The 23,078-nt window shown below is 43.7% G+C and carries 22 protein-coding genes; 9 read left to right on the forward strand and 13 right to left on the reverse strand.

Going from position 1 to position 23,078, the window contains the following annotated elements:
- Positions 1 to 22 precede the first annotated feature (22 nt).
- Both JMW94_RS11920 and JMW94_RS11925 read right to left on the reverse strand, forming a co-directional pair.
- Positions 23 to 1,420: an efflux RND transporter periplasmic adaptor subunit gene (locus JMW94_RS11920; RefSeq protein ID WP_201604558.1), complete on the reverse strand. Its 1,398-nt coding sequence runs from the start codon at positions 1,418 to 1,420 to the stop codon at positions 23 to 25.
- A gap of 620 nt (positions 1,421 to 2,040) precedes the next feature.
- Positions 2,041 to 3,066: a polyprenyl synthetase family protein gene (locus tag JMW94_RS11925; protein WP_227685506.1), complete on the reverse strand. Its 1,026-nt coding sequence runs from the start codon at positions 3,064 to 3,066 to the stop codon at positions 2,041 to 2,043.
- A 551-nt stretch (positions 3,067 to 3,617) separates the two neighbouring features.
- On the opposite strand from JMW94_RS11925, the gene rplU reads away from it, so the two are divergent.
- The 3 genes from rplU (at position 3,618) to lolA (ending at position 5,418) form a co-directional block, all read left to right on the forward strand.
- Positions 3,618 to 3,929 (forward strand): 50S ribosomal protein L21, encoded by a 312-nt coding sequence (gene rplU / locus JMW94_RS11930; RefSeq protein ID WP_010199185.1) that lies wholly within the window; start codon positions 3,618 to 3,620, stop codon positions 3,927 to 3,929.
- Between the two features lie 91 nt (positions 3,930 to 4,020).
- Positions 4,021 to 4,278, forward strand: coding sequence for a 50S ribosomal protein L27 (rpmA, locus tag JMW94_RS11935; RefSeq protein ID WP_055123782.1), 258 nt, complete (start codon positions 4,021 to 4,023; stop codon positions 4,276 to 4,278).
- A 453-nt stretch (positions 4,279 to 4,731) separates the two neighbouring features.
- A complete protein-coding gene (lolA, locus tag JMW94_RS11940; RefSeq protein ID WP_201604559.1) occupies positions 4,732 to 5,418 on the forward strand; it encodes an outer membrane lipoprotein chaperone LolA in 687 nt (228 codons plus the stop codon).
- Between the two features lie 165 nt (positions 5,419 to 5,583).
- Here the strand turns inward: lolA and scpB are convergent, their stop codons facing one another.
- The 8 genes from scpB to mrdA all read right to left on the reverse strand — a co-directional run bounded on the left by scpB (position 5,584) and on the right by mrdA (position 13,554).
- Entirely contained in the window at positions 5,584 to 6,129 is a 546-nt protein-coding gene (scpB, locus tag JMW94_RS11945) for an SMC-Scp complex subunit ScpB (protein WP_413786198.1), read from the reverse strand.
- Positions 6,130 to 6,265: 136 nt separating this feature from the next.
- Positions 6,266 to 7,072: a segregation and condensation protein A gene (locus JMW94_RS11950; protein ID WP_201604582.1), complete on the reverse strand. Its 807-nt coding sequence runs from the start codon at positions 7,070 to 7,072 to the stop codon at positions 6,266 to 6,268.
- A gap of 158 nt (positions 7,073 to 7,230) precedes the next feature.
- Positions 7,231 to 8,331, reverse strand: a complete 1,101-nt coding sequence (locus tag JMW94_RS11955) for a tryptophan--tRNA ligase (RefSeq protein ID WP_201604561.1) — start codon at positions 8,329 to 8,331, stop codon at positions 7,231 to 7,233.
- A gap of 155 nt (positions 8,332 to 8,486) precedes the next feature.
- Positions 8,487 to 9,578, reverse strand: a complete 1,092-nt coding sequence (locus JMW94_RS11960; RefSeq protein ID WP_201604562.1) for a lipid A biosynthesis acyltransferase — start codon at positions 9,576 to 9,578, stop codon at positions 8,487 to 8,489.
- Between the two features lie 231 nt (positions 9,579 to 9,809).
- Positions 9,810 to 10,196 (reverse strand): 30S ribosomal protein S9, encoded by a 387-nt coding sequence (rpsI, locus tag JMW94_RS11965; RefSeq protein WP_045451158.1) that lies wholly within the window; start codon positions 10,194 to 10,196, stop codon positions 9,810 to 9,812.
- Positions 10,197 to 10,206: 10 nt separating this feature from the next.
- Positions 10,207 to 10,635: a 50S ribosomal protein L13 gene (gene rplM, locus JMW94_RS11970; RefSeq protein ID WP_045447009.1), complete on the reverse strand. Its 429-nt coding sequence runs from the start codon at positions 10,633 to 10,635 to the stop codon at positions 10,207 to 10,209.
- A 210-nt stretch (positions 10,636 to 10,845) separates the two neighbouring features.
- A complete protein-coding gene (rsmD, locus tag JMW94_RS11975; RefSeq protein WP_201604563.1) occupies positions 10,846 to 11,532 on the reverse strand; it encodes a 16S rRNA (guanine(966)-N(2))-methyltransferase RsmD in 687 nt (228 codons plus the stop codon).
- A 36-nt stretch (positions 11,533 to 11,568) separates the two neighbouring features.
- The gene (gene mrdA, locus JMW94_RS11980) at positions 11,569 to 13,554 is read right to left on the reverse strand and encodes a penicillin-binding protein 2 (protein ID WP_087815528.1); all 1,986 of its coding nucleotides are present in this window, start codon (positions 13,552 to 13,554) and stop codon (positions 11,569 to 11,571) included.
- Between the two features lie 478 nt (positions 13,555 to 14,032).
- On the opposite strand from mrdA, the gene JMW94_RS11985 reads away from it, so the two are divergent.
- The 6 genes from JMW94_RS11985 (at position 14,033) to adk (ending at position 21,026) form a co-directional block, all read left to right on the forward strand.
- Positions 14,033 to 15,367, forward strand: coding sequence for a hypothetical protein (locus JMW94_RS11985; protein ID WP_201604564.1), 1,335 nt, complete (start codon positions 14,033 to 14,035; stop codon positions 15,365 to 15,367).
- A gap of 253 nt (positions 15,368 to 15,620) precedes the next feature.
- The gene (locus JMW94_RS11990) at positions 15,621 to 17,651 is read left to right on the forward strand and encodes a heme lyase CcmF/NrfE family subunit (RefSeq protein WP_201604565.1); all 2,031 of its coding nucleotides are present in this window, start codon (positions 15,621 to 15,623) and stop codon (positions 17,649 to 17,651) included.
- Position 17,652: 1 nt separating this feature from the next.
- Positions 17,653 to 18,312, forward strand: coding sequence for a DsbE family thiol:disulfide interchange protein (locus JMW94_RS11995; protein WP_201604566.1), 660 nt, complete (start codon positions 17,653 to 17,655; stop codon positions 18,310 to 18,312).
- A gap of 65 nt (positions 18,313 to 18,377) precedes the next feature.
- A complete protein-coding gene (locus JMW94_RS12000; RefSeq protein ID WP_372862127.1) occupies positions 18,378 to 18,872 on the forward strand; it encodes a cytochrome c-type biogenesis protein in 495 nt (164 codons plus the stop codon).
- On the forward strand, positions 18,869 to 20,149 hold the full coding sequence (ccmI, locus tag JMW94_RS12005) for a c-type cytochrome biogenesis protein CcmI (protein ID WP_193008326.1): 1,281 nt from the start codon (positions 18,869 to 18,871) through the stop codon (positions 20,147 to 20,149). The genes JMW94_RS12000 and ccmI overlap by 4 nt, the downstream gene beginning before the upstream one ends.
- A gap of 220 nt (positions 20,150 to 20,369) precedes the next feature.
- On the forward strand, positions 20,370 to 21,026 hold the full coding sequence (gene adk / locus JMW94_RS12010) for an adenylate kinase (protein WP_055123793.1): 657 nt from the start codon (positions 20,370 to 20,372) through the stop codon (positions 21,024 to 21,026).
- A 241-nt stretch (positions 21,027 to 21,267) separates the two neighbouring features.
- Here the strand turns inward: adk and secB are convergent, their stop codons facing one another.
- From secB to JMW94_RS12025, 3 genes are all read right to left on the reverse strand, one after another.
- Positions 21,268 to 21,720: a protein-export chaperone SecB gene (gene secB, locus JMW94_RS12015; protein ID WP_045446997.1), complete on the reverse strand. Its 453-nt coding sequence runs from the start codon at positions 21,718 to 21,720 to the stop codon at positions 21,268 to 21,270.
- Positions 21,721 to 21,888: 168 nt separating this feature from the next.
- Positions 21,889 to 22,152 carry a glutaredoxin 3 gene (gene grxC / locus JMW94_RS12020; protein WP_045446994.1) on the reverse strand — a complete coding sequence of 88 codons (264 nt, stop codon included), beginning with the start codon at positions 22,150 to 22,152 and terminating at the stop codon, positions 21,889 to 21,891.
- Between the two features lie 318 nt (positions 22,153 to 22,470).
- Entirely contained in the window at positions 22,471 to 22,926 is a 456-nt protein-coding gene (locus JMW94_RS12025; RefSeq protein ID WP_045446990.1) for a rhodanese-like domain-containing protein, read from the reverse strand.
- Positions 22,927 to 23,078: the final 152 nt, after the last annotated feature.

Genomic DNA, 23,078 nt, shown 5'->3' on the forward strand with positions numbered 1-23,078 from the left:
GTCTTCCTATCTTTGAATGGAATTAGTTAGCGGTAGACTCTGCTGGTTTCTGAGCAGTGGCATCTTTGCTAGCTGGCTTATCCATCGCTTTAGCAGCTGGCGGCGGCGTCTGGGCATTAGAGGCACCTTCTTTAGCTGGTACTGGGTTTGGATTCTCTAATGGCTTAACGACCACCTCTTGTTCAGGCTTAACTTTTGAGCCGCCGATAACAACTATCTTGTCCCCTGCTTGTAAGCCGTCAGTGACAACCCACTGGCCTTTATAAGTGCCATTAATAGTGACAGGACGTACTTGGATTTTATTATTTTCATCAACGATGTAAACTTGCGTCTCACTTTTCGGTGTACGCATTACGGCGCTTTGCGGTACTAATGCAGCATTGGTGATGACGCTTTGCGTTAGACGTGCCGTGACATACATCCCTGGTAACAAGATATTGTTACTGTTCGGGAAAATAGCACGCAAGGTGACAGCACCCGTTGACTCATTAACTTTAGCTTCAGATAGCGCAAGCTTGCCGCGCACTGGATATACCGAGCCATCCTCTAGCACCAATTCAACAGAGTTCATTCCTGGCTGTGCTTTGCCTTCAGAGATTTGTTGGCGTAGCTTTAGTAGCTCAGATGATGACTGACTAATATCGACATAGATAGGGTCTAAGCGAGATATGGTCACCAACGGATCGGGCTGACCTGCGCTCACTAGTGTACCCGCCGTCACGCTTGAGCGGCCCGTGCGACCCGTCAATGGCGCACGTACGATGGTACGGTTGAGGTCTAGCGTGCTGGCTTGTAGCCCAGCCTTAGCCGTTTGAATGCCTGCTTTGGCACTCTCGATGCCCGCTTGGGTCTGTCCGACAGCGGCCGCCGCGCTTTGTACAGCAGCTTGTGCGGTGCGTACCGCGGTTTGTGCTTGTTCGTATTGCTGCTTGGAGATGGCGTCGATATCGACCAGCCCTTGCAGACGTTGTAAGTCGTTTTGCGCCTGCGCCAATGATGCTTGGCGGCTGGCTAGCTCAGCTTTGGCATTGGCGTTGTTAGCCAGTGCTGTCTGATAGTTGGCTTGTGCTTGCTGCACCGCGGCTTGCCCACTGGCGACAGAAGACGCATAGTTGTCAGTATTGATACGATAAAGGCGCTGGCCTTTTTTGACGTTACTTCCTTCACGGAATAGTACTTCGTCGATGACACCATTGACCTGTGGGCGGACGTCAGCGGTTTGATACGCGGCGGTACGTCCGGAGAATGTCTGTACTTGAGGGACGGTATCAAATGTGACGGTTTGGACGTTGACGACCGCAGGCGGCATCTGCTGCTGAGCGGCTTCAGCGCCAGCGGCGTCCTCGTTTTTGTCACAGCCAATCAGTACAGCTCCAGATAGTACAGATGCTATTACAAGCGCAAGAGTAGAGTGCTTCATCAATGTCCTCGGCAATAGGTATAAAATAAGTAATGACAGTATAAAAAGTTTATCAATAAATCTAAGCGTATTGAATATAAAAATGAGTATTGATTCTAATGATCTTTACTTTCTCGGCTAAATTTGTTCTTAATAATATGAATTTAGCCAAACATTACTATTAGAACCTCTAATAGCGATATAAGTATCAAGTATCGGTGTAAGAATCTTAAGCATCAAAGCTGTAGCCAAACCACAACCTTGATTAGTAAAATTAACGAGTAATTATAAACTATCGGGATAACCCCACAGTCAAGTAGTTGAGCGCAGGATTTATGGTTAGAAATCGTAATATCAGCTTTTATGAATGCATTAAATGCTGTCATGGCAAGCGCCATCTTCATTAACAGCTAATGTACAGTCATACAACGATCAATGAGAAATAATTGTAAACTTTTGTGAAAACAGCATAACCATATAGATTGTAAGGTCTTTAATGAATGATAAATAAGGTTTGCCAACAAAACAAAAACTTTAGCAACTATTAACTGTGACCATTAACACAATTACTCATTAATGGTCTTTACCAACAGCTAATGGCTGCTAGCCGCAAGTATTGACAGCTGTTATGACGATACTGACTACAGCAAGCGTGCGCTAGCCAATTCAGTCAATTGATACAAGCCTGTGCGATAACGATTGTCAGGTAGCGTACTCAGTGCTTGTTGCGCCAGCTTGGTTTCTTCCCAAGCCCGCTGCTTACAGTAATCTAATGATCCTGAGCGGCGCACTAACTCAATAAGTTGTTCAGCGTTCGGTGTCTTTCCAGTTTGTACAGCGACACGCAACTGCTCATAGCCTTCGACATCGTTGTCTCTTAGCAGCTCAAGCGCTTTGATGGTCGGTAGGGTTGGCTTGCCTTCAGCAAGGTCGTCTCCTAGGTTTTTGCCCATCACCTCACTATCACCACTATAGTCGAGCACATCATCGATAATTTGAAAAGCATTACCAAAGTGCTGACCAAAATCGCCTAAAGCCTGCATATGCTCTATTCTGTCTTGTAAAATTGCAGCGCCTTGAGTCGCCATCATAAACAGCCGCGAGGTTTTACCATCAATAATGCGCAAGTAATCCTCTTCTGTCGCGGCAGGGTTGTGCTGATGCTGGAGCTGCAATACTTCGCCTTCAGCGATATCGCAGGTGCCATCTGAGAATACTTGCAACAGTGGTAAGCTTTGGAAGCCAACTAATAAATTAAAGGCGCGAGCAATCAGATAGTCACCGACTAGTACCGCGGTGGCATTATCCCAAGTGGCATTAGCAGTCGGCTTACCACGGCGCTGTCCTGACTCATCAATCACATCGTCATGAACCAAGGTCGCTGTATGCAGCATCTCAGTAATAGCGGCTAGATGCATGGCTTTTTCTGAGGGCTTGTCCTCAAACATGCGTGCACATAACAAAGTAATCAGCGGGCGCATGCGCTTACCACCAGCATTAATTACATGCTGTGAGACGCTCATTACCAGCTGAACTTTGGAATTAAGATTACCGAATACTTGCTTGTCCATAATCTCAAAATCATCCGCCACGATACTTTGAATATCAGCATAATTAGGCGTTGATTGAGTCATTGAATCTGTTTTATGTGAAGGGATGCTGGTCATAATAAATAGTCATATTAATAAGAATAAAGAGAATTTTTTATAGCCTTAGTTTTATAGATAGGTCAGGCATTATTTTCTATAATAGCATAGCTATGCCTTTAGATTGTGGGTTAAAACGTGCCTAAAACATCGCGCCTATCTTTTAAATAAGATTTACTATATATAGAAATTGACATAAAAACTGTAAAAATTGGCTGAAATTTCACTAGAATTAATGGTCATTTATCGGCGACATTTAAGCTCATTTAAGAGATGTATAAAAGGCTGTAAGTCGCTGATTATATAAGTTATAATAGCCGCTATTATTATATAGTGTTTTTTTGTTGGAGTAGCATCTTGGATGCGCTCTTAATCAGCAGTAGATATAATAAAAAGTGAGGTGGTTATTCGTGTAACTGCCTTACAAAAACCAGTCAAACAAGTGAGATAGACGGCTTGCTTTTATGAGCAAAAAGCCGTAAAATCTTGCCTTTAATTTTTCCCTGTCGTGTTCGTCGTAAAAGCGTTGGTATAACATCAGCCACGGCACACGGGTTAAACGGAGTCATACAATGTACGCAGTAATCAAAACTGGTGGTAAACAGCACCGTGTAGTTGTCGATGAGTTGCTTAAAGTTGAACTACTAAAAGCAGAAACTGGCGCAACAATTAAATTCGAAGATGTATTGATGATTGTTGACGGCGAAACTGTCAAAATCGGTCAGCCTATCGTTGAAGGTGCTAGCGTTGAAGTTGAAGTGGTTGAACATGGTCGCGGCGAAAAAATCCGTATCGTTAAGCACAACCGTCGTAAGCATTATCACAAAGAGCAAGGTCACCGCCAATGGTATACCTTGTTAAAAATCAAAGCTATTAATGCCTAATTATCCACTTAGCAATTACTGCTAAATAGTGCACTAAATGCTTAAGAGTTATCGCATCAGCGATAAGTCAAATTAACAAGGAGATTTTCCCATGGCACATAAGAAAGCTGCCGGTTCAAGCCGTAATGGTCGTGATTCAAACCCAAAAATGCTAGGCGTTAAAATCTTTGGTGGCCAAGCTATCACAGCTGGTAACATCATCGTTCGTCAACGTGGTACAGAATTCCACGCAGGCGAAGGCGTTGGCATGGGTCGTGACCATACTTTATTTGCACTGAATGACGGTGTGGTAAAGTTCGCGACCAAAGGTAAGTTCAACCGTCGTTATGTAATGGTTGAAAGCGCATAATTGCCCATCTAGGTTGTTTTAGTCAAAGACTAAAATAATCCGATGACTAAAAAGCCTCTATTACCGTTTGGTAGTAGAGGCTTTTTTTAGTTATTTTCGTAGTGGTTATGGATACTAAATTGGCTTTATGCTGCTAAACAATATTAGTAAATAACGTTAGGAAATAATGAATAGGTAAAAAACTCACCATCCATGCGGTTTATTATTATGTAGCCGCTTATGATCACAAAAAAGGTCAAAAGAGTAGTTACAAGCGTGTATGGCAGCGGTAGTAAAGATTGCAAATCATGACTAGGCGTGTAATAAAAAAACTGGCACACTGTTGTCATTGTTTATGAGCACCCATTTTATGGCTGCTAGATAAACATTTATGGAAAACAAAAATTTTAATAAGATGTCTTATTTTTAAGCGACAATTTTTAAGCGATTATGCATTTTTAGAGAGGATTTATAATGACTTTACTAACCAACAAAACAACTTTAAAACAAAAAATGATGGGCGGTGCTTTAGCTGGTGTATTAATGACATCGCTTGGTGTCGCAGCCCCAATGATGGTATTGACACAATCAGCTACTGCTGCACCAGCTGATAATTTGACCGCTGCCAAACGTTTAAACAAGCTGTTGACAAATACCAAAAGCATGACGGCTAACTTTAGCCAAACGACCAAAGGTGCCAACAGTGGTACTTTTACGGGTACGATGAGTGTACAACGCCCAAATAATTTCCGCTGGGAAACAAAGTCGCCGTCACAGCAACTGATCGTCGCTAATGGTAACTCCATGTGGGTTTATGACAAGGATTTAGAACAAGCGACCAAGCAAAACGTTGACAGCCAAGTCGGTAATACGCCAGCACTGCTGTTATCAGGCGACCCAAGCCAAATAGACAAGAATTTCAAAATTACCCAGCCATATGATAATAAAAACTACTACGTGCTGTATCCAAAATCAGACAGTGCCAGTTTTAAGAGCTTATCAATGAGTTTTAGCGGTGGTAAACCAGTGATGATGGTGCTAAATGATAGCCTTGGTCAGACCACGTCCATCAAATTTAGCAGTATTAAGCTAAACCCAAGCGTCAGCAGTAGTCAGTTTAAGTTTACGCCACCAAAAGGCGTTGATGTTATCAATCAATAACAGGCAGTTATCAAGAGCCAATTCTTGAGAGCCAATCAAAGACTTTCTTGATTAAATAAAAAAGACAGATCCTATGCGGTCTGTCTTTTTTTTAAGTGAGATTATCTGAAGAATAATGCTCAATCTCTCCCATATTATGTTTCAAAGATTTAACGTTTTAAAGGCTCAAGACATCGCTTTGATGGCATTCATATCTGGCATCGGTGGTAACTCGCTCAACTCATTCAGTCCAAAGACATCTAAAAATTGTGGTGTGGTGTGTAGCAATGCTGGGCGACCTAGAGTATCTTTATAACCATCCTCTTTAATCCATCCTTTATCAAAAAGCTGGCGCAATATATTGCTGGATAGCGTTACACCGCGCACGTGCTCTATGTCGCTACGAGTCACTGGCTGCTTGTAAGCAATCACACTAAGCGTCTCAAGTAAGGCTTGGCTCAGGCGTTCTTGGCGCTGCGGGAAGACGCGTTGAATTAAAGCACTATAGTTATTCGCGATTTGCAGTCGATAACCGCTGGCAGTTTCGTGCAAGCTTAGCACGCCCATATCTAAGCGTTGTCTTAGTATCGCCAAAGCCTGTGTTAGCTCTTTAGCCGTTAAAGACAAGTGTTTTCTTAAGACAGTGGCGGTGAGGGGCGCTTCTGACGCATGTAATAGCACTTCGATATGCTTGCTTAAGTCTTCTAGATGCTGTCGCTGCTCATCGGTCAATGACAGTAAAGCGGTAGATAATGAGGATGGTTTGTCATGATCTTGCTTGGTATTGTCAGTATCTGTCATTAGAAAGCGACTCTTTTTAAATGATAATGTGTATCGATATTTATAGGAATAAACAGGTGGATAATAACTATGCCAACCACTGTAACGTTAAGGGTTTAATATGACGGTCTTCGGCATCATTATTGTCAGTGGTAGGGTGACTTTCTAAATCAGTATTTACGATACCAACCAACTGTCGTTTTATCAGCTCTAGTATGGCGACGAAGCTGACAACCACACCTATTTTACCTTGTGTTTTATCTAGTAGCTCATAAAAAGCGTGCTCACCATCCGTACTGAGCTGTCGGCTAATACTGGCAATACGATCAGCAAGGGGAACAGCATCGGCTTTAATGGTATGCATTTGATAATCGGGCTGCAGTTGCATTTTAAATAGGCTGTCAATCAAAAGGTTTGGCGAATAGCTAGGTAGTTCCGCATTCATGACGTCTTGACTGGGCATACTGACCATTGCCAAAAACACATCACGCTCAAGACGCACCAGATTATCTAAGCGTTGACTGGCTACTTTGATTTGCGCATATTCTTCAAGGCGCTCAATCAGTTCTGCTTTTGGATCACGCTCATCGCTCGGAGTTTCAGGCTTGGGCAGCAACAGCTCAGTTTTAATGGCAATCAACGTGGACGCCATCAACAGATAATCGCCTGCCAATTCAAAATGCTCGGTATCTAATTCACTGATGTAAGCCAAATACTGCTCCGTTATGGGTAGTATCGGCATTTGGGTCAGATCAACGTTATTTTTTTTGACCAAATATAATAAAAAGTCTAATGGTCCGGCAAACTGCTCAAGCCAAATGGCAAAGGCTTGCGGCGGCACATAGAGATCTTCTGGTAGATGTTGTACGGATGTCTGGTAAATGCGTAAAGACATAGCATTGATAACTGAGCCGTCGTGCGCGCGCTTAATATCTAAAGAATCAGAGGCTTGAGGCACAGTTAAAAGAAGAGCGGCTTTTGGTAAAGCCGCTTGTTCATTTTTTAGCTCAGTCTGCACGCTTAGTATCCATCTTGGTTAACATAATCAAATGATTATTTAAGTTTGGCAAGTGGACGGATACCAATGGCACGGCGCGCTTTATCTAACTGCTTACGGCTATGACGACGGGCTTTTTCTGCCCCCATTTGTAAGATTTCTTCTAACTCTTTTGGGTTGGCCATCAGTTCTTGATAACGCGCGCGGAAGGGTGCTATTTCCGTATTTATTTTCTCAAACAACGCTTGCTTGGCATCGCCCCAGCCGATACCAGCGGCGAACTGCGCGCGCATATCAGCAATTTCTGTAGGGGTCGCAAAAGCTTTGTAAATCTCAAAAATAGCCGAATCGTCAGGGTCTTTTGGCTCGGAAGGCAGTTGTGAGTTGGTCACAATTTTCATGATGGCTTTATGCATCTGTTTTTCTGCATTAACTTGTGGATTAGAATCACCAAATAGCGGAATGGTATTGCCATAGCTCTTGCTCATTTTGCGACCATCCAAACCCGTTAGTAATGGGATATCGTCATCTACAACGGCAGATGGTAAGGTAAAGAGCGTTTTATAGCGATGGTTAAAGGTACCAGCAATATCACGTGCCATTTCGACATGCTGAATTTGGTCGCGACCGACAGGTACATGTGTGGCATTAAACATCAAGATATCTGCTGCCATGAGTACAGGGTAGCCAAACAATCCCATATTAATACCTTGATCAGGATCGACGTCTTCTTTTTTCATATTAATATCAACAGCTGCTTTATAAGCATGAGCACGATTCATTAAACCTTTGGCACATGAGCAGTTCAAAATCCAAGCAAGCTCTGGTATTTCCGGCACATCTGATTGACGGTAAAAAGTGACGCGCTCAGGATCAAGTCCACAGGCAAGCCAAGTCGCTGCAATGGCTTTAGTCGATTCATGAATAATAGCAGGATCATAACAGCCGATAATGCCATGGTAATCTGCTAAAAAAAAGAATGCTTCGTCATCACTGTTTTGGATAGACTGAATGGCTGGACGAATCGCGCCAACGTAATTTCCTAAATGCAAGGTACCCGTCGGTTTGATGCCCGTCAAAATGCGCTTGGCTTGCGTTGAGTGATCAGGAGCTTGGTTGTCAGAACTTTGGTTATCAGAAATATGAGTGTTATTCATGGTAAATCCATTATTTGGTTCATCAAGGTTTTATTTATAAAAGTTTTGTTTTTCAATTTATTATAAATTCATTGTTATTTATATGTAGGTAATATAAAAAATATAAGCTGCAAAGTATAGCAAATTTTCTGGCGATCTTTCGTAGCAATACACGCTTACTTATAGATATCAGTACGACCATCAGGACCATTTTTGAAACGACGATGGAACCACATCCACTGAGTGGGATCAATACGAATCAACCCCTCTAGCAACTCATTGACTCGCGTCGCATCAGCCAATTCATCGTTACTTGGATAGTTTTGAATTTCTGGGGTAATCGTTAGATGATAGTGCGGGCGTTTGCCTTTGGGTAAACTGTCTGGTGTCTGCCGGTAAGTATGCAGCGCCATTAATGCGGGTGGATGTGTCTTATCGCCCAATTTTGCCATGCGCCGTGATGCTGTAATAGTCGCTGCTGGCACACCAAAGAATGGTGCCATGACACCTTGTTTTAGACCATAATCTTGGTCAGGTGAGTACCAAATCACATGACCGGCTTTAATTGACTCAACAAAACTACGCATGTCACGACTGGCTATTTGCTTGCTAAGAATACTGGCACGACCATTATAAACAAACCAATCAAGTAGCGCGTTATTCTGCGGTCGATACATCCCATCCATCGGAAAAAATTGCGTACAGAGCATGCCGCCCAGATCAAGCATCGTATAATGAGCGCCCAGTAAAATGACAGGACGACCCTCATTCTGTGCATTGACAACGTGCTGTAATCCCGAAATTGAAACGGTACGAGTAAAAACATTTGGACGATACCAAGCACATAAAGTTTCAAACACACCAATGCCCTGATTGACAAAGACTTGTTTTGCCATCAATTCGCGCTCAACGTCTGGCTTCTCTGGAAAAGCCAGTTTTAAGTTGATAAGCGTATCACGCCGACGTGAGCCTGCTACTTTATAGATAAATATGCCCAGCTGACGTCCCAGCCAAAACTGCCAACGTAGCGGCAAATATATGATGGGTAAGATCATTGCTGCCAATAGCCAAATGCCCCAATATTTAGGCAACAAAAACTGCCATTGAAAAGGCTTTTTTTCTATGGGTGCTGTGCGCTTATGATTTTGGGTAATCGTTGGCATGCCAGCAGGTATCGCTGGGGACTTAGCAGGCTGCTGCGTACTTGGCGGTGGCAGGCTGCTTTTGGTAGGTGGTTTGCTGGGGTCGTATTGTTCAGGCGCTTTCATAAAATTGTTACTAATAATGAAAAGTTATCATCATGATGGGGTAGTCAGCATTGCTTTGCAAGGTAGTTTACGCACAAAATCACGAGCAAATGCAAAAGTCATCAGCCATAAAAAAACCTTATAAGCTGCGGACAGCTTATAAGGTTTTGCAAATCTACTCTTTTCTTTAAGATTGTGACTGTCGCTCTGAGATAAAGACAACAGCCGCAAAAAGATAAGAGATAGCTTTGATTAACGTTTCGAGAATTGTGGACGTTTACGTGCTTTACGTAGACCCAATTTCTTACGTTCAACTTGACGTGAGTCACGAGTAACAAAGCCAGCTGCTTTTAGTGCAGGTTTGTTGGCTTCGTTTAGCTCAATCAATGCACGCGTGATGCCGTGACGGATTGCGCCAGCTTGACCACTAATACCGCCACCTTTTACAGTGATGTAAAGGTCATAAGCAGTAGGTGAGTCAAGTAATTCTAGAGGCTGACGAACAACCATACGTGAAGTTTCACGGCTAAAATACTCATCAAGTGGCTTACCGTTAACAACGATGCTACCAGTACCTTTAGCTAAAAAGACACGAGCAGTAGACGTCTTGCGGCGACCAGTTCCGTAATTGCGTTCCATAAGTATATCCTTAGATGTCTAGTTCTTTAGGTTGCTGTGCAGTATGTGGATGTTCAGTACCCGCATATAGCTTCAGCTTCTTGATCATCGCATAGCCAAGAGGGCCCTTTGGAAGCATACCCTTAACTGCTTTGTGTAGAACATCTTCAGGCTTATGTGCAAGCAACTTACTGAAGTTGGTTTCCTTGATACCACCTGGGTAGCCACTGTGACGATAGTATTTTTTATCTTGCGCTTTTTTACCCGTTACCGTGATTTTATCAGCATTGATGACAACAATGAAGTCACCAGTGTCAACGTGCGGCGTAAAAGAAGGCTTATGCTTGCCACGTAAGCGACTAGCGATTTGAGTGGCTAAGCGACCAAGGGTTTTGCCGTCAGCATCTACGACATACCAGTCATGGGTCACTTCAGCTGGTTTTGCACTAAGTGTTTTCATGATAAAACCTTAAAATTAGAATTCGTTGAGAGTTTAGCTGGGAACGGGGCTCTCAAAAAACAGACTGCACATTATAAGCAGTAGTGCCTACGCTTGCAAGCTGCATTGGGGTTTATTTTCGCCTTATATACATTAAACTGCAGCGTTGGCCAGTTTTTAGCGGTTCTAAACATTGGTAAAATTTGTTAATGGCAGGCATTAACCCGACAATTATGACGATGATAAACGATAAAGTCCAGCAACAACTTGTCCAACCTTGGTCTGTTTCACACATTCAAAGCGGATTGTTTGCTGAATAGTACCTGATTGGCTATCTGGATTTTTATTAAGCGTCTCTTCCAGTTGCTTCAATTGGCTTTCTAAATCTTTATCCGCTTCTAGATAAATCAGTGTTTCACTATCAATTAACGACTGGGTAATCAGTGCTATTAAAATAGGTTGCCACAGATCTTGAGCATACGGTGGATCGATGAATACAATATTGAAAGGGCGCGGAACAATCTGTTCTTGCATCAATACTCTTTCTGCAGTGCCTTGGATAATTTGATGGGTATCAGTGCTCAGATGCAACTGTTCAGCACTTTGCCGCAGCATATTACTTTGCGCAGGATTTATTTCGATAAAGGTGGCGTGCGCGGCACCACGAGACAGTGCTTCAAAACCTAAGACACCGCTACCAGCACAGCTATCAAGCACATAAGCGCCATGAATATCAGGAAGTAGCCAGCTAAACAGCGTCTCTCGCAAGCGATCTGGGGTCGGACGTAGACCCTCTGCGTCAATAAAACGTACAACACGGCGTTTAAACTGACCACCAATGATCCGCACGTCGCCCGCAGCTATATTTTTGCTCTTATGATTGTTCCTATGCTCGCGGCTGCTTATAGATTTTTTCATAATATTTATATTTACCGTATCTCGTTTAGCGTACTTTTACTCAGAGGTTGTGGTGGCTGTGGCTGCTTCCACCTCTGCCTTTTCTTCTAGCGCTTTTTCTTCTTTTTCACGCTGGGCATCACGCATCAATTTTTCAAAAGCTTTTTGGCGTTTGATGACTTTTAGTTGATCAGCCGTTGGTGGCAAGATAGGGTCGTTTTTGCGCTGTAATATCCAGTAGTCAAATAGTGCGCGACCGATAGGTGCTGCAACCACACTACCACCGCCACCGTTTTCGACCAGTACTGCAAGCGCAATCTCAGGATTTTCTACGGGTGCAAAACCATTGAACCACGCGTGATCCCAGTGACGTTTGTCTATGGCAGATTTATCATAGCGTTTGCCTTGCGCAATGGACTTGACTTGCGCAGTACCCGTTTTGCCCGCAATACGATAGCGAGGCGTATAAATCCCACGTCCGGTACCTGCCTTGACGGTTTCTTCCATCGCATCGTGCATACGTAGCCAGTCAGACGGTTTGCCGTTATATTCGATTTTACCATCGGGTTTGGTGATTACGTTAACTTGTGCTGCACCATCGCTACTTTTTAGTAAATGCGGAGTAATGTGATAGCCTTTGTTCGCTGTCATGGCGGTTGCATTGGCAATCTGTAATGGTGTGGCTAAGAAATAACCCTGCCCGATACTGACTGAGATGGTTTCACCCGGCAACCAACCTTTATCGTAGGTGTCTTTTTTCCATTTTGGTGACGGCATAATTCCTGATTTTTCATTGGGCAAATCAATACCTGTTGGTTCACCAAATCCAAAACGTGCCATCCAATCATGTAAGCGCTGAATACCCATCTCATAGGCCAACTTATAATAATAGGTATCCACTGACATCACGATAGATTTTTTGAGATCTACCGTACCGTGACCACCGCGTTTCCAGTCACGGAATCGATGTGAGTCTCCTGGTAAGCTAAAGTAACCGGGATCATAGATAGTGGTTTCCCAATTGCGCAGCCCATAATGAATGCCGCCTAAGCCTTCAAAAGGTTTAATCGTAGAGCCGGGTGGGTATGTCCCTTGTAGCGCACGATTATAGAGCGGCTGATCCAGATCTTCACGCAGATTGCCATAATCCTTAAAAGAGATGCCTGAGATAAAAGGGTTGGGGTCATAGCTTGGATTACTGACAAACGCCAATACGTCGCCATTTTTTGGATCGATTGCCACGATAGCGCCGCGACGACCGTCTAGCTGCTGCTGGGCGACTTGCTGTAAGCCATAATCCAAGCTCAGCGTAATGTCATTACCAGCTACAGGTGGTTTAGTGTCTAATTGACGCAAAATATTGCCAAGAGCATCGGTTTCTACCGACTGATAACCCGGTTGCCCTAGCAATATGTCCTCGTAATAATCTTCGATACCGATTTTACCGATAAGGTCAGTGCCAGCGTAGCGATCTTTGTCAATGCGTTTGGTTTCTTTATCATTGATACGCCCAACATAGCCGATGACGTGTGCGAATAGCTCGTCATAAGGGTATGAACGTGTCAGCTTGCTTTGAATGGTCACACCGCGAAAAAAGGGTTTGCGCTCACTAAACTGTGCCAATTGGGCATCGGTTAAGTCAATTTTGATGGTCACAGGATCGTTTTTGCTTTTACTCAGTCGCGCTAAAATATCGGTAATATTCTCATCTGTTAGCTCAAAAATAGGCGCAAGCAAATTTAGCGTACGCTCTGGATTTTCGACTTCATCAGGGCTTAACATGGCCGTAAATACGGGCTGGTTGTCTGCCAATATGATCCCATTGCGATCATAAATATAGCCGCGGCTGGGCGGTGCAGAGATCAGTTTAATACGGTTATTGTCTGCTTGGGTCGTATACTTATCGTGCGCATAGACTTGCAGGTAACCATAACGCACGATCAAGCCGCTCAATCCAATAAATATCAGAATTCCAAGGATAATAATACGACTGGTGAAAACACGATTGACCTGTTCAGTATTGGGGGTTAGCGGTTTATTCATAGAAAGTAAGAGCCCAAACGGTCAGTGAGTCAATAAAAGAGAGTAAAAGGGCAGGGTCGTTCACCAAAGTGCGGCGAGCATAAAGGATAATAATAAGAATTTCAATTACATGGACTGATATGAGTTGAAATAATAATCCCTCAATCTATATACAGCGATGTGCGGTCATACAATCACAAATTATAACAGAACAAATGAGCCGCCGCAGTACACCGCCATTTATTTTGTGGTCGTTATTATCTAAAGCGCCTGTAGATGATATTAATATTGTTACTATCGAAAGTAATAGTAAAACGTGTCATCCCTAGTCACAACTTACCTAGGCTCGACGTGTGCTAATGAATGGCAAGTATGCTAAAATCAGGCGATTTATTTGATAATAATTATCATGGGCAGAGCGGCTTTTTGTTAAGCGTTCTAATTTGCTAATCCTTTTTAATTAGCGACGACAATTAACCTGTCAGGGGCAAGATAAGTCATGGATGCAACTTCATTGTGGCAGACAATAGCTGAACACCCAGAGTTTTTTGCCATGCTGACTATTCCGCCTGTGACCGCATTTGTCACATGGATACACGTGTGGATGGCGCTTAAAATGCTGTTCTATCCGATTAAGTTTCGGGGTATTCGTATTCCAAACTTCCCGTTTTTTGGGTTGCCGGGTATTGGCTGGCAAGGTATCGTCCCACGAAAGGCTGGCAAGATATCAGGCGTTATCGTGGATCAAACGCTGTCAAAGCTTGGCTCGCTTGATGAGTTTTTTCAGGCGATGGAGCCTGAGCAGATGGCGGTATTTATCACGGATACCGTGGACAAAAACCTTGAAGCATTGATTGATGAAATCATGTTGGACCATTCGCCAGCGCTGTGGGGTAATCTGCCTTATGCGTTGAAGCGCCGTGTCTACGCTCAAGCGCATCAAGAGCTGCCTAATATCATGCAGTCTTTGGTGACTGACTTGACCCATAACGTCGAAGACTTGGTTGATATGCGCAAAATGATTGTTAACACGATGGAAAGTGATCGTCGTTTAATGGTCAATATGTTTTTGAAGGTTGGTCAAAAAGAGATCGATTTTATTTGGCATATCAGTGCTTTGATTGGTTTGGTCTTCGGTATTATCCAAATGTTTATATTTTTGGTGATGCCGCAGCATTGGACAGTGCCGTTTTTTGCCGCTATTTGGGGTTTTCTTACCAATTGGATTGCTATTTGGATGGTGTTTAACCCTGTAGAGCCGCGATTTATTCCTTATGTGAAGTTTTTTGCCGTCCAGAGTCGCTTTCCCTTTATTAGACCGCAATTACCACATATCGCCCAGTACCGTTTGCAAGGCGGTTTTATGAAACGCCAAGAGGAGGTTTCTGAGGTTTTTGCTGAGATTGTCGTAAAAGATTTGGTGACGCTTGAGAACATCATGAATGAGATGATGTATGGCGACCGTGCTGCGCAAACGCGTGAGTTGATGAAGTCGCATTTATATAAAGTGCTAGAGTCGCCAGTGATTAGTACGACACTGCGCCTAGGCTTGGGTCGCCGCGAATATGGACAGCTAAAAAACACCATCATTGATAAGTCAATTGTTGCGACAATGGTGCCATTGCGAGATCCTGAGCTCAATGAAAGCCGTGCCAGTAAAATTTTTGGGCTGTTTCGTGACCGTATTCGCGCGCTGACGCCAGATGAGTTTCAGAACTTATTACGTCCCGCTTTTCGTGAAGATGAAATGACATTAATCGTGTTGGGTGGTTTGACAGGGTTTTTAGCAGGCTGGTTGCATCTGGTCTTAGTGTTTTTTCCTGCGATTCAGTAATGACGCATTTTTTATGTCCTTTATACACATCGCATACAGAGTGGATACAGAAACGTGACAAGTTGACGCTAATGTACCTTGCTGTAAGCGCCCTCAGCTGCAATGGCTAATGGCGCTTTTATAATAAATAATACTAATAAAGATCAGCAGTATAAATACTCGTAGTAACGATTACTGGATGCTTTCGAATATCCTAAAAAACCAATCCCTAAAATAAACAATGACCGTATTAAGGTAAACAAGGTTAGACCGTATGTTAATCACAGAATTGGGTTATTTTGCCTTGCTAGCCGCCTTTATATTGGCGATTTTGCAGGTGGTATTACCAACCGTCGGTATTATGCGTGACCACGTTGCGTCGCAGCGTTTGGCACCAAGTCTGGCGTGGGCACAATTTGCTGCCATGATCACATCATTTGCCGCGCTGATGGCAGGATTTTATTACAATGACTTCAGCCTCGTTTATGTCACTCAGCATTCTAATACGCTGTTGCCTTGGTATTATAAGCTGTCGGCAACTTGGGGTGGTCATGAGGGTTCATTGCTGCTTTGGATGACCATCATGGCTACTTGGTGTGCGCTGGTCTCTTACTTTAGCCGTGGCTTGCCACTGTCTATGCGTGCGCGAGTGTTGGTAATTTTGGCTGGCGTGCAGATGATGATGCTAGCGATGCTGATTTTTACCTCGTCGCCATTTGATCGTACATTGCCAAACTTACCTGTTGATGGTGCGGATCTAAATCCTGTGCTACAAGATTTCGGTTTGATTATTCACCCACCGATGCTGTATATGGGCTATGTGGGTTTGGTCGTGCCGTTTGCCTTTTGTATGGCGGCATTGTGGGAAGGTCGTTTAGATGCAGTGTGGACACGCTGGTCGCGTCCGTGGGCATTGGCGGCTTGGGGCTTTTTGACCGTTGGTATCGCGCTTGGCTCATGGTGGGCCTATTATGAGCTTGGCTGGGGTGGTTGGTGGTTCTGGGATCCAGTAGAGAACGCTTCATTGATGCCATGGCTGGCTGGTACCGCACTGTTACATTCGCTTGCCGTCACAGAAAAACGTGGTGTCTTTAAAGCATGGACAATTATGCTGGCGATTTTTGCTTTTGCACTCAGTCTATTGGGCACCTTTCTCGTGCGTTCTGGCGTTATTACCTCGGTGCATTCGTTTGCCGCTGACCCAACGCGTGGTCTGGTCATTTTAGTTATTCTCGGTGTGATCATCGGCGGTGGCTTGTTGATGTTTGCGGTACGTGGTTGGCGTTTAACGGTCGAAAGTCAGTATCAACTGATTTCGCGTGAGTCATTTTTAGTCATTAACAACGTTATTATTTTGATTTCGACTTTGGTCGTACTACTCGGCACGCTCTATCCTATCATTGCTGACTCCTTTAATTTAGGTCAGGTTTCTGTCGGCCCTCCTTACTTTAATGCGCTATTTGTACCGCTAACGTGGCTGATCTTAGTGGCAATGGGTATGGGCTCGAACATTCGCTGGAAAAAAGACAGCCGTCCGCTATTGGGCGCTGGTATGGTCATTGCCGCCAGTAGTTTAGTGCTTGCAGCAGTTATCACGTATTTTGTGAGCCCGTCTGCGATGCTTAATATTGGCGTTACCTTGGCGGTCAGTTTTTGGGTACTGCTATGGATGGTGGTTGATTTTAAAGACAAAACCAAAAACGCACCCAATTTTGTTAAAGGGTTACGCCAGTTACGTCTGAGCTATTGGGGTCAACAGACCGCTCATATTGGTGTCATTATTGCCGTCATCGGCGTTGCATTTACCAGTACGTTAAGTATTGAACGTGATGTTGCGCTTGGACCAAACGATAGTGTTCATGTCCAAGGCTATGACTTTACCGTTAAAGGCTTTCGTGAAGTCAAAGGCAGTAATTTTGATGCCACCCAAGCTGAGGTTGAAATCAGCAAAGATGGCCGTGCTGTGACTACGCTGTATCCTGAAAAACGTAATTACATCATTAGTATGATGCCAGTCACAGAAGCCGCGATTGATGCTAGCCTCATGCGTGATGTTTATGTGGCACTGGGCGAACCTATCGCCGAAGATAGCAACGAATGGGCAGTACGTATTTATGTGAAACCGCTTATCCGCTGGATATGGCTAGGCGCTCTGATTATGGCGTTTGGTGCAGTATTGAGTATTCTTGATCATCGGTATCGTATTAAGAAAACCAAGACACCTGCACAAATTGCAGCGAATAAAGCAGCCTTTACCACCGTCGCCGATTTGGATGCGTCAGCATTAAAGACAGGGGATAATTAATATGAGCACATCAAAGCAATCCCCCGAACAAAATGCAAAGCAAGAAAAGGTAGGTGGCACGAAAACCATGAATAAAAAGCAACTTAAGCTATGGTTTTTGATTCCACTGATCGTTTTCATTGGCTTAATCATCATGCTGTATCTGCGTTTGGGTAAGCCGACGGATATCGTTACCAATACGGCACTTGAGCGCCCAGTGCCCGCTTTTGAGCTGCCTTTATTATCAGATACCAGTCGTATCATGACCAATGAGAATCTGCCTGATAAGCCCTTTTTGATGAATATCTGGGGCTCTTGGTGCCCAACTTGTATTATTGAGCATCCTTTTCTTATGCAATTAGAGGAGCGCGGTGTCAATCTGGTCGGGGTCAACTATAAAGATGACATTGGCGATGCACTAGGCTACTTAAACCGAGGTGGCGATCCGTTCTCGATGTCCATTCAGGATTTATCTGGTCAGTTTGCTTTGGACTTAGGTTTGACGGGTGCGCCTGAGACCTTCGTAGTCGATGGTAATGGTGTTATTCGTCAGCACATCATTGGTGAGATCAATGAAAGCAACTGGCAAAGCCGTATTACGCCTTGCTTGATGGTGCTCAATGAAGCCAATAATAACAACGTCAGTCCAGATCCGACTCAGGTTGCGGAGGCGTGTAAATGATAGCCAATAAAATAACAGCCGTTACGTTAAAAGTCTCGAGCTTATTAATAGCTTGTCTAATAAGTATGGCAAGCTATGCTGCTATTGAGGTCTATGACTTTGATTCTGTGCAGCAAGAAGCCCAATATCGTGGTCTCATCGAAGAGCTGCGTTGCCCAAAATGTCAAAACCAAAATCTTGCAGGATCGGATGCGCCCATTGCTCAAGATTTAAAGCAAAAAACGTATGATTTGATAAAAGATGGTCGTAGTGATGGCGAGATTCGTGCTTATATGCAGGAACGTTATGGCGATTTCATCACTTATAAGCCGCCTGTCCGTCCATCAACGTGGATTTTGTGGTTTTTTCCGCCACTATTACTCATCAGTTTACTCATAGGCTGGTTCTGGCAAAGCAAACGACGTCAGCTTGTCGCTAGTGGTGAAAGCGGGGTAACGGTCAATAGTACGGCTGCTGCTCTGTCTGCTGCTGAAAAAGCCGAGATTGATCGTCTGTTATCACGTGCTTCGAGCGATGACAAAAACGACCATGATATTACAAGCCTCAAGGACAAAAAATGACCATATTCTCTACTGTGGGCTTATTTATTGCTCTAAGCTTACTCATCGCCTTAATACTCGCTGTCATTACCATCATGCCTTGGCTGCGAGCGTCACGCTCGCCAGAAAAGCCTATGGACAATCAGCTGTTGGATATCAACGTTGCTGTGTTCCGTGAGCGTTTAGCAGAACTAAAAACAGATAAAGACAATGGCACTATCGATGACAGCCATTACCAGAACCAAAAACTGGAGCTTGAACGCCAGTTATTGGATGCTCAGCGTGAAGTCACACCGATGGTCGCACCTGGTATCAAAAGCCGCCTGATCATTACTGTCTGGGTGCCTGTCTTGGCAGCGATGGCGTATTTGATGGTCGGCGATCGTACGCCTGTGTTCGAGCTTTGGGCAGCTGAAGACAAAGTGGGTCAAGTGGCTGATGACTTGTTAACGGGTAAGATTGATCAGCCGCCTGCTTGGGCGATTGAAGATGGTCAACAGCTGATTAGTGCCATGCAGACCAATGTCTATCGTCACGCTGATGATCCAGATCGCTGGATGCGTTTATCAGAATTATTCTTATCATTAGAAGCAACGGATTCCGCAATTGAAGCCTTGTCGCGTGCTTATCGTTTGTCACCAGACAATGAAGAGATTGCAACCACTTATGCCCAGATTAGTTTCTTTGCCAATAAAGGCCAATTAGACGCTAATAGTCGCCGAGTGCTACAAGACGTGTTGGCTAAAAATCCAGAGCATGAGGGCGCGCAAATGCTTATGGCAATGGGTGAGGCACGGAGTAGTAATTTTGATCAAGCACAAGGCTGGATTAAGCGTCTACGTGACAGTATTGCGGCTAAACCTGGTGATCATACAAAAGCATTGGCGAGTCTAGATGAGCTAAGTGCTAATGTCACCGCTCAGCAACAGCAAGCCTCTGAAGGTGTTGAAGTGACTGTTACGATTAATGCTAGCCTGCTGCCGTTAGTCAAAGCCGATGATGTGTTGTTTGTCGCCATACGTGATGTCAATGGTGGACCACCATTTGCTGCCAAACGTTTGCCTATCAGTGTCATCAAGCAAGGTGAAGCCAGCATTAGCCTAAGCGATTTGGATGCCATGATGCCTGAACGTACTCTGAAATCGGCGCGAGCGGATAAAGTTCAGTTGGCTGTCATCGCTCGTATCAGCCATAGTGGTACTGCCAGTGCAGAGTCAGGGGATTTGTCAGGTAATCCTGTGGTGATTAGTGCGGAACAAAATCAGGTCAATGTTGAAATCAATCAACAAATTCCATAGTATTTATATCTGTTGTTGTCAGCACCTCTGACGTAAGCGCTGTTGTCCGATACAGCAGCGCGCAACAGCATTATATGAACAGATAAGTCATGACAACTTATCACTGCAAATAATGAAAATACTTGAGCTTTGCCAAGCCACAAGGTAAGGTAGCTTGGCAAACAACCAATCCCTGAGTTTTATTAGTCCTAAAATCCTATCTATTAAGGAGAATCGTGTAATGATGCGTATTATTTTGCTAGGTCCACCAGGCGCCGGTAAAGGTACCCAAGCCCAGTTTATTTCTAAAGAATATGATATCCCGCAGATCTCAACTGGCGATATGCTGCGTGCAGCAATCAAAGAAGGCAGCGAGCTTGGCAAAAAAGCCAAAGACATCATGAATGCTGGTGGTTTGGTTTCTGATGACCTCATTATTAACCTAGTGAAAGAACGTATCGCTAAGCCTGATTGTGCCAATGGTTGTATTTTGGATGGTTTTCCGCGTACGATTCCACAGGCTCAAGCACTTGCAGATGCTGACGTTGCTATCGATCATGTAATCGAAATCAGCGTGCCGGATGACGAGATTGTCAAGCGCTTATCTGGTCGTCGCCAACATCCTGGTTCAGGTCGCGTTTATCACGTTGATCACAATCCACCCAAGGTTGAGGGTATCGACGATGTGACAGGTGAAGCGCTAATCCAGCGTGAAGATGATAAAGAATCTACCATTCGTGATCGTCTAGCGACTTATCATGAGCAAACATCAGCGCTTGTTGGTTTTTATCAAGACAAGGCCAAAGAAGGTGCCGATGCCCCTAATTATGATAAGTTTGATGGCACGCAAGGCATCGATGATGTTAAGCAACAAATCTTGTCAGCGTTAAAAGGTTAATCATCGATTTTGAATAATTGATGACGCGATTGAAGACCCTGTTTATTAACAGGGTTTTTTTATGTCTGATGCTTTTAACTGTCTGTCTTACAATATTACTAAGCAGAACTCTCATTGCTCAACGATTCTATTGAATAAGCGCTTAAATAGCATCCACAACAAAGCCGCTCACTCCTGATGAGTAAACGGCTTTTTTATTAAAATATACTGCGAATAAAGCTAACACATTTTTGCTTAAAACTTATGCATTACCTTCAGCATCAACTTGTGCTTGTTGCTGGCTTTGCGCGTAAGCTTGGTCAAAGTTGACAGGGGCTAGCAATAACTGCGGGAAGCTACCACGCGTTACGATGTCGCTGATGACTTCACGAGCATATGGGAACAAAACGTTCGGGCAGTATGCACCTAAGATTTGACCGATTTGGTCTTCTGGGATATCTTTCAATAAGAAAATACCTGCTTGATGCACTTCAGCGATAAATGCCGCTTCTTCCGCATTTTTTGCTGTAACGCTCACCGTTAAGATGACTTGATAATGATCATCATCCAGTTTTTCAGCGTTGCTAGACAAGTTGATATCAAGCTCTGGGTTCCACTCTTTGGTGAACACACTAGCGCCTGGGACTTCAAGTGACATGTCTTTTACGTAGATACGCTCTAGCGCTAATTGTGGTTGTGCTTGTTCTTCAGCCATGATAAATCCTCTAAAAGTTGATCAAGTAGTTGGACAAACTGTCATTTTAATAAAAGTTCATTGTAATATAAATCGAGATAAAATCTGGATGTTTTTATTACTCTCTTTTATCTTTGCCGCTGTCTATCATTGCACAGGCAAAGACAGACAGCAACGAAAAGTAGCAGATTAACCTGCTAATAGCTCGTCAAGTTTGCCTTGTTGGTTCATTTGATTGAGCTCATCAAAACCACCGACAAAGGTCTCACCGACGAAAATTTGCGGCACAGTGCGATAGTTATTGGTTTTTTTCATTAATTCTTGACGCTCTTCGCGGCTCATATCGTGCATGCCAATTTCTTCGTAGTCAACGCCTTTAGTTTTTAAGAGTTGTTTGGCATTTGAGCAATATGGGCAGATAGGCGTCGTATAAACTTTAACAGCGACAGTCATGGTAAATCCTTATTTATAAGTTTAGAAGGTAACCGTTTTATTATAAAAAGTATTATAAATAATTATTTGATAAAAATTCTTATAATCCGTTACCAGCAAGTAAATTGAAGATAGATTCGATGATGCTCGTTATTAAAGTGGGGATGAGCAGAGCAAATTCAAGATGTTTGAGTATAAAAGCGCTGACGGTAGCATAAATGCCACAAACAAAAAAACACCTATCGATAAGGTGTCTTTTTTATTTGTGAATATTCAACGCGCCTCAATCATATATCAATTGATACGGGCTAAATATTTTTTAAACAGCAGTATAGCGGACTACTTATGTAGACTTGGTTTGGCTTTGCCTTTATTTTTAGGCTTTGCATCTTTCAGACCGACCAATGGCATGCCTGCTGCTTGCCAGCCGCCGATACCACCTTCTAAGCGATAAACACTGTCCTTGCCGATCATCTGAATCGCCGCGCCTGCTTGCACACCCATATCACAAATGATAATCACTGGCTGCTCAATTGCACGGATTTCTTCTAAGCGGTCTTTAAGCTCAGTGAACGGTATGTTACGGCTGCCTTGGATGTAACCGGTCTCAAACTTCTTTTTGGCACGAATATCGATTAGCTGCGCGTTTTGCGAGTTAACCATCATACCTAAGGTATTGGGCGATATTTTTCTGCCACTACGTTTGTTTTCAATCGTAAAAAATAGCACGGCAAGTACGGCTAATATACCAAATAAAAACGGGTGGTTGCCCACAAATTCCAGCGCACGATCCAAACCATACCTCCAAAAAAATAAGTGTTCGGTTAAGCTGAGAAGACAGCCTAACGATACTGAACAAGGCGCTATTATACCGATTAGACCATCCATAGTAAACGGGCGATGGTCAACCAAGCGATTAACGACCCACAAGGCAGCGATTAATAAGG

Source organism: Psychrobacter immobilis (genome assembly GCF_904846185.1).
In the GTDB taxonomy this organism is placed as follows: domain Bacteria; phylum Pseudomonadota; class Gammaproteobacteria; order Pseudomonadales; family Moraxellaceae; genus Psychrobacter; species Psychrobacter immobilis_B.

Coding starts and splice junctions, on each gene's coding strand:
- JMW94_RS11920 (WP_201604558.1), bottom strand. CDS start 1,420: ATGAAGCACTCTACTCTTGCGCTTGTAATAGCATCTGTACTATCTGGA.
- JMW94_RS11925 (WP_227685506.1), bottom strand. CDS start 3,066: ATGACCAGCATCCCTTCACATAAAACAGATTCAATGACTCAATCAACG.
- rplU (WP_010199185.1), top strand. CDS start 3,618: ATGTACGCAGTAATCAAAACTGGTGGTAAACAGCACCGTGTAGTTGTC.
- rpmA (WP_055123782.1), top strand. CDS start 4,021: ATGGCACATAAGAAAGCTGCCGGTTCAAGCCGTAATGGTCGTGATTCA.
- lolA (WP_201604559.1), top strand. CDS start 4,732: ATGACTTTACTAACCAACAAAACAACTTTAAAACAAAAAATGATGGGC.
- JMW94_RS11950 (WP_201604582.1), bottom strand. CDS start 7,072: ATGTCTTTACGCATTTACCAGACATCCGTACAACATCTACCAGAAGAT.
- JMW94_RS11955 (WP_201604561.1), bottom strand. CDS start 8,331: ATGAATAACACTCATATTTCTGATAACCAAAGTTCTGACAACCAAGCT.
- JMW94_RS11960 (WP_201604562.1), bottom strand. CDS start 9,578: ATGAAAGCGCCTGAACAATACGACCCCAGCAAACCACCTACCAAAAGC.
- rpsI (WP_045451158.1), bottom strand. CDS start 10,196: ATGGAACGCAATTACGGAACTGGTCGCCGCAAGACGTCTACTGCTCGT.
- rplM (WP_045447009.1), bottom strand. CDS start 10,635: ATGAAAACACTTAGTGCAAAACCAGCTGAAGTGACCCATGACTGGTAT.
- rsmD (WP_201604563.1), bottom strand. CDS start 11,532: ATGAAAAAATCTATAAGCAGCCGCGAGCATAGGAACAATCATAAGAGC.
- mrdA (WP_087815528.1), bottom strand. CDS start 13,554: ATGAATAAACCGCTAACCCCCAATACTGAACAGGTCAATCGTGTTTTC.
- JMW94_RS11985 (WP_201604564.1), top strand. CDS start 14,033: ATGGATGCAACTTCATTGTGGCAGACAATAGCTGAACACCCAGAGTTT.
- JMW94_RS11990 (WP_201604565.1), top strand. CDS start 15,621: ATGTTAATCACAGAATTGGGTTATTTTGCCTTGCTAGCCGCCTTTATA.
- JMW94_RS11995 (WP_201604566.1), top strand. CDS start 17,653: ATGAGCACATCAAAGCAATCCCCCGAACAAAATGCAAAGCAAGAAAAG.
- JMW94_RS12000 (WP_372862127.1), top strand. CDS start 18,378: ATGGCAAGCTATGCTGCTATTGAGGTCTATGACTTTGATTCTGTGCAG.
- ccmI (WP_193008326.1), top strand. CDS start 18,869: ATGACCATATTCTCTACTGTGGGCTTATTTATTGCTCTAAGCTTACTC.
- adk (WP_055123793.1), top strand. CDS start 20,370: ATGATGCGTATTATTTTGCTAGGTCCACCAGGCGCCGGTAAAGGTACC.
- secB (WP_045446997.1), bottom strand. CDS start 21,720: ATGGCTGAAGAACAAGCACAACCACAATTAGCGCTAGAGCGTATCTAC.
- grxC (WP_045446994.1), bottom strand. CDS start 22,152: ATGACTGTCGCTGTTAAAGTTTATACGACGCCTATCTGCCCATATTGC.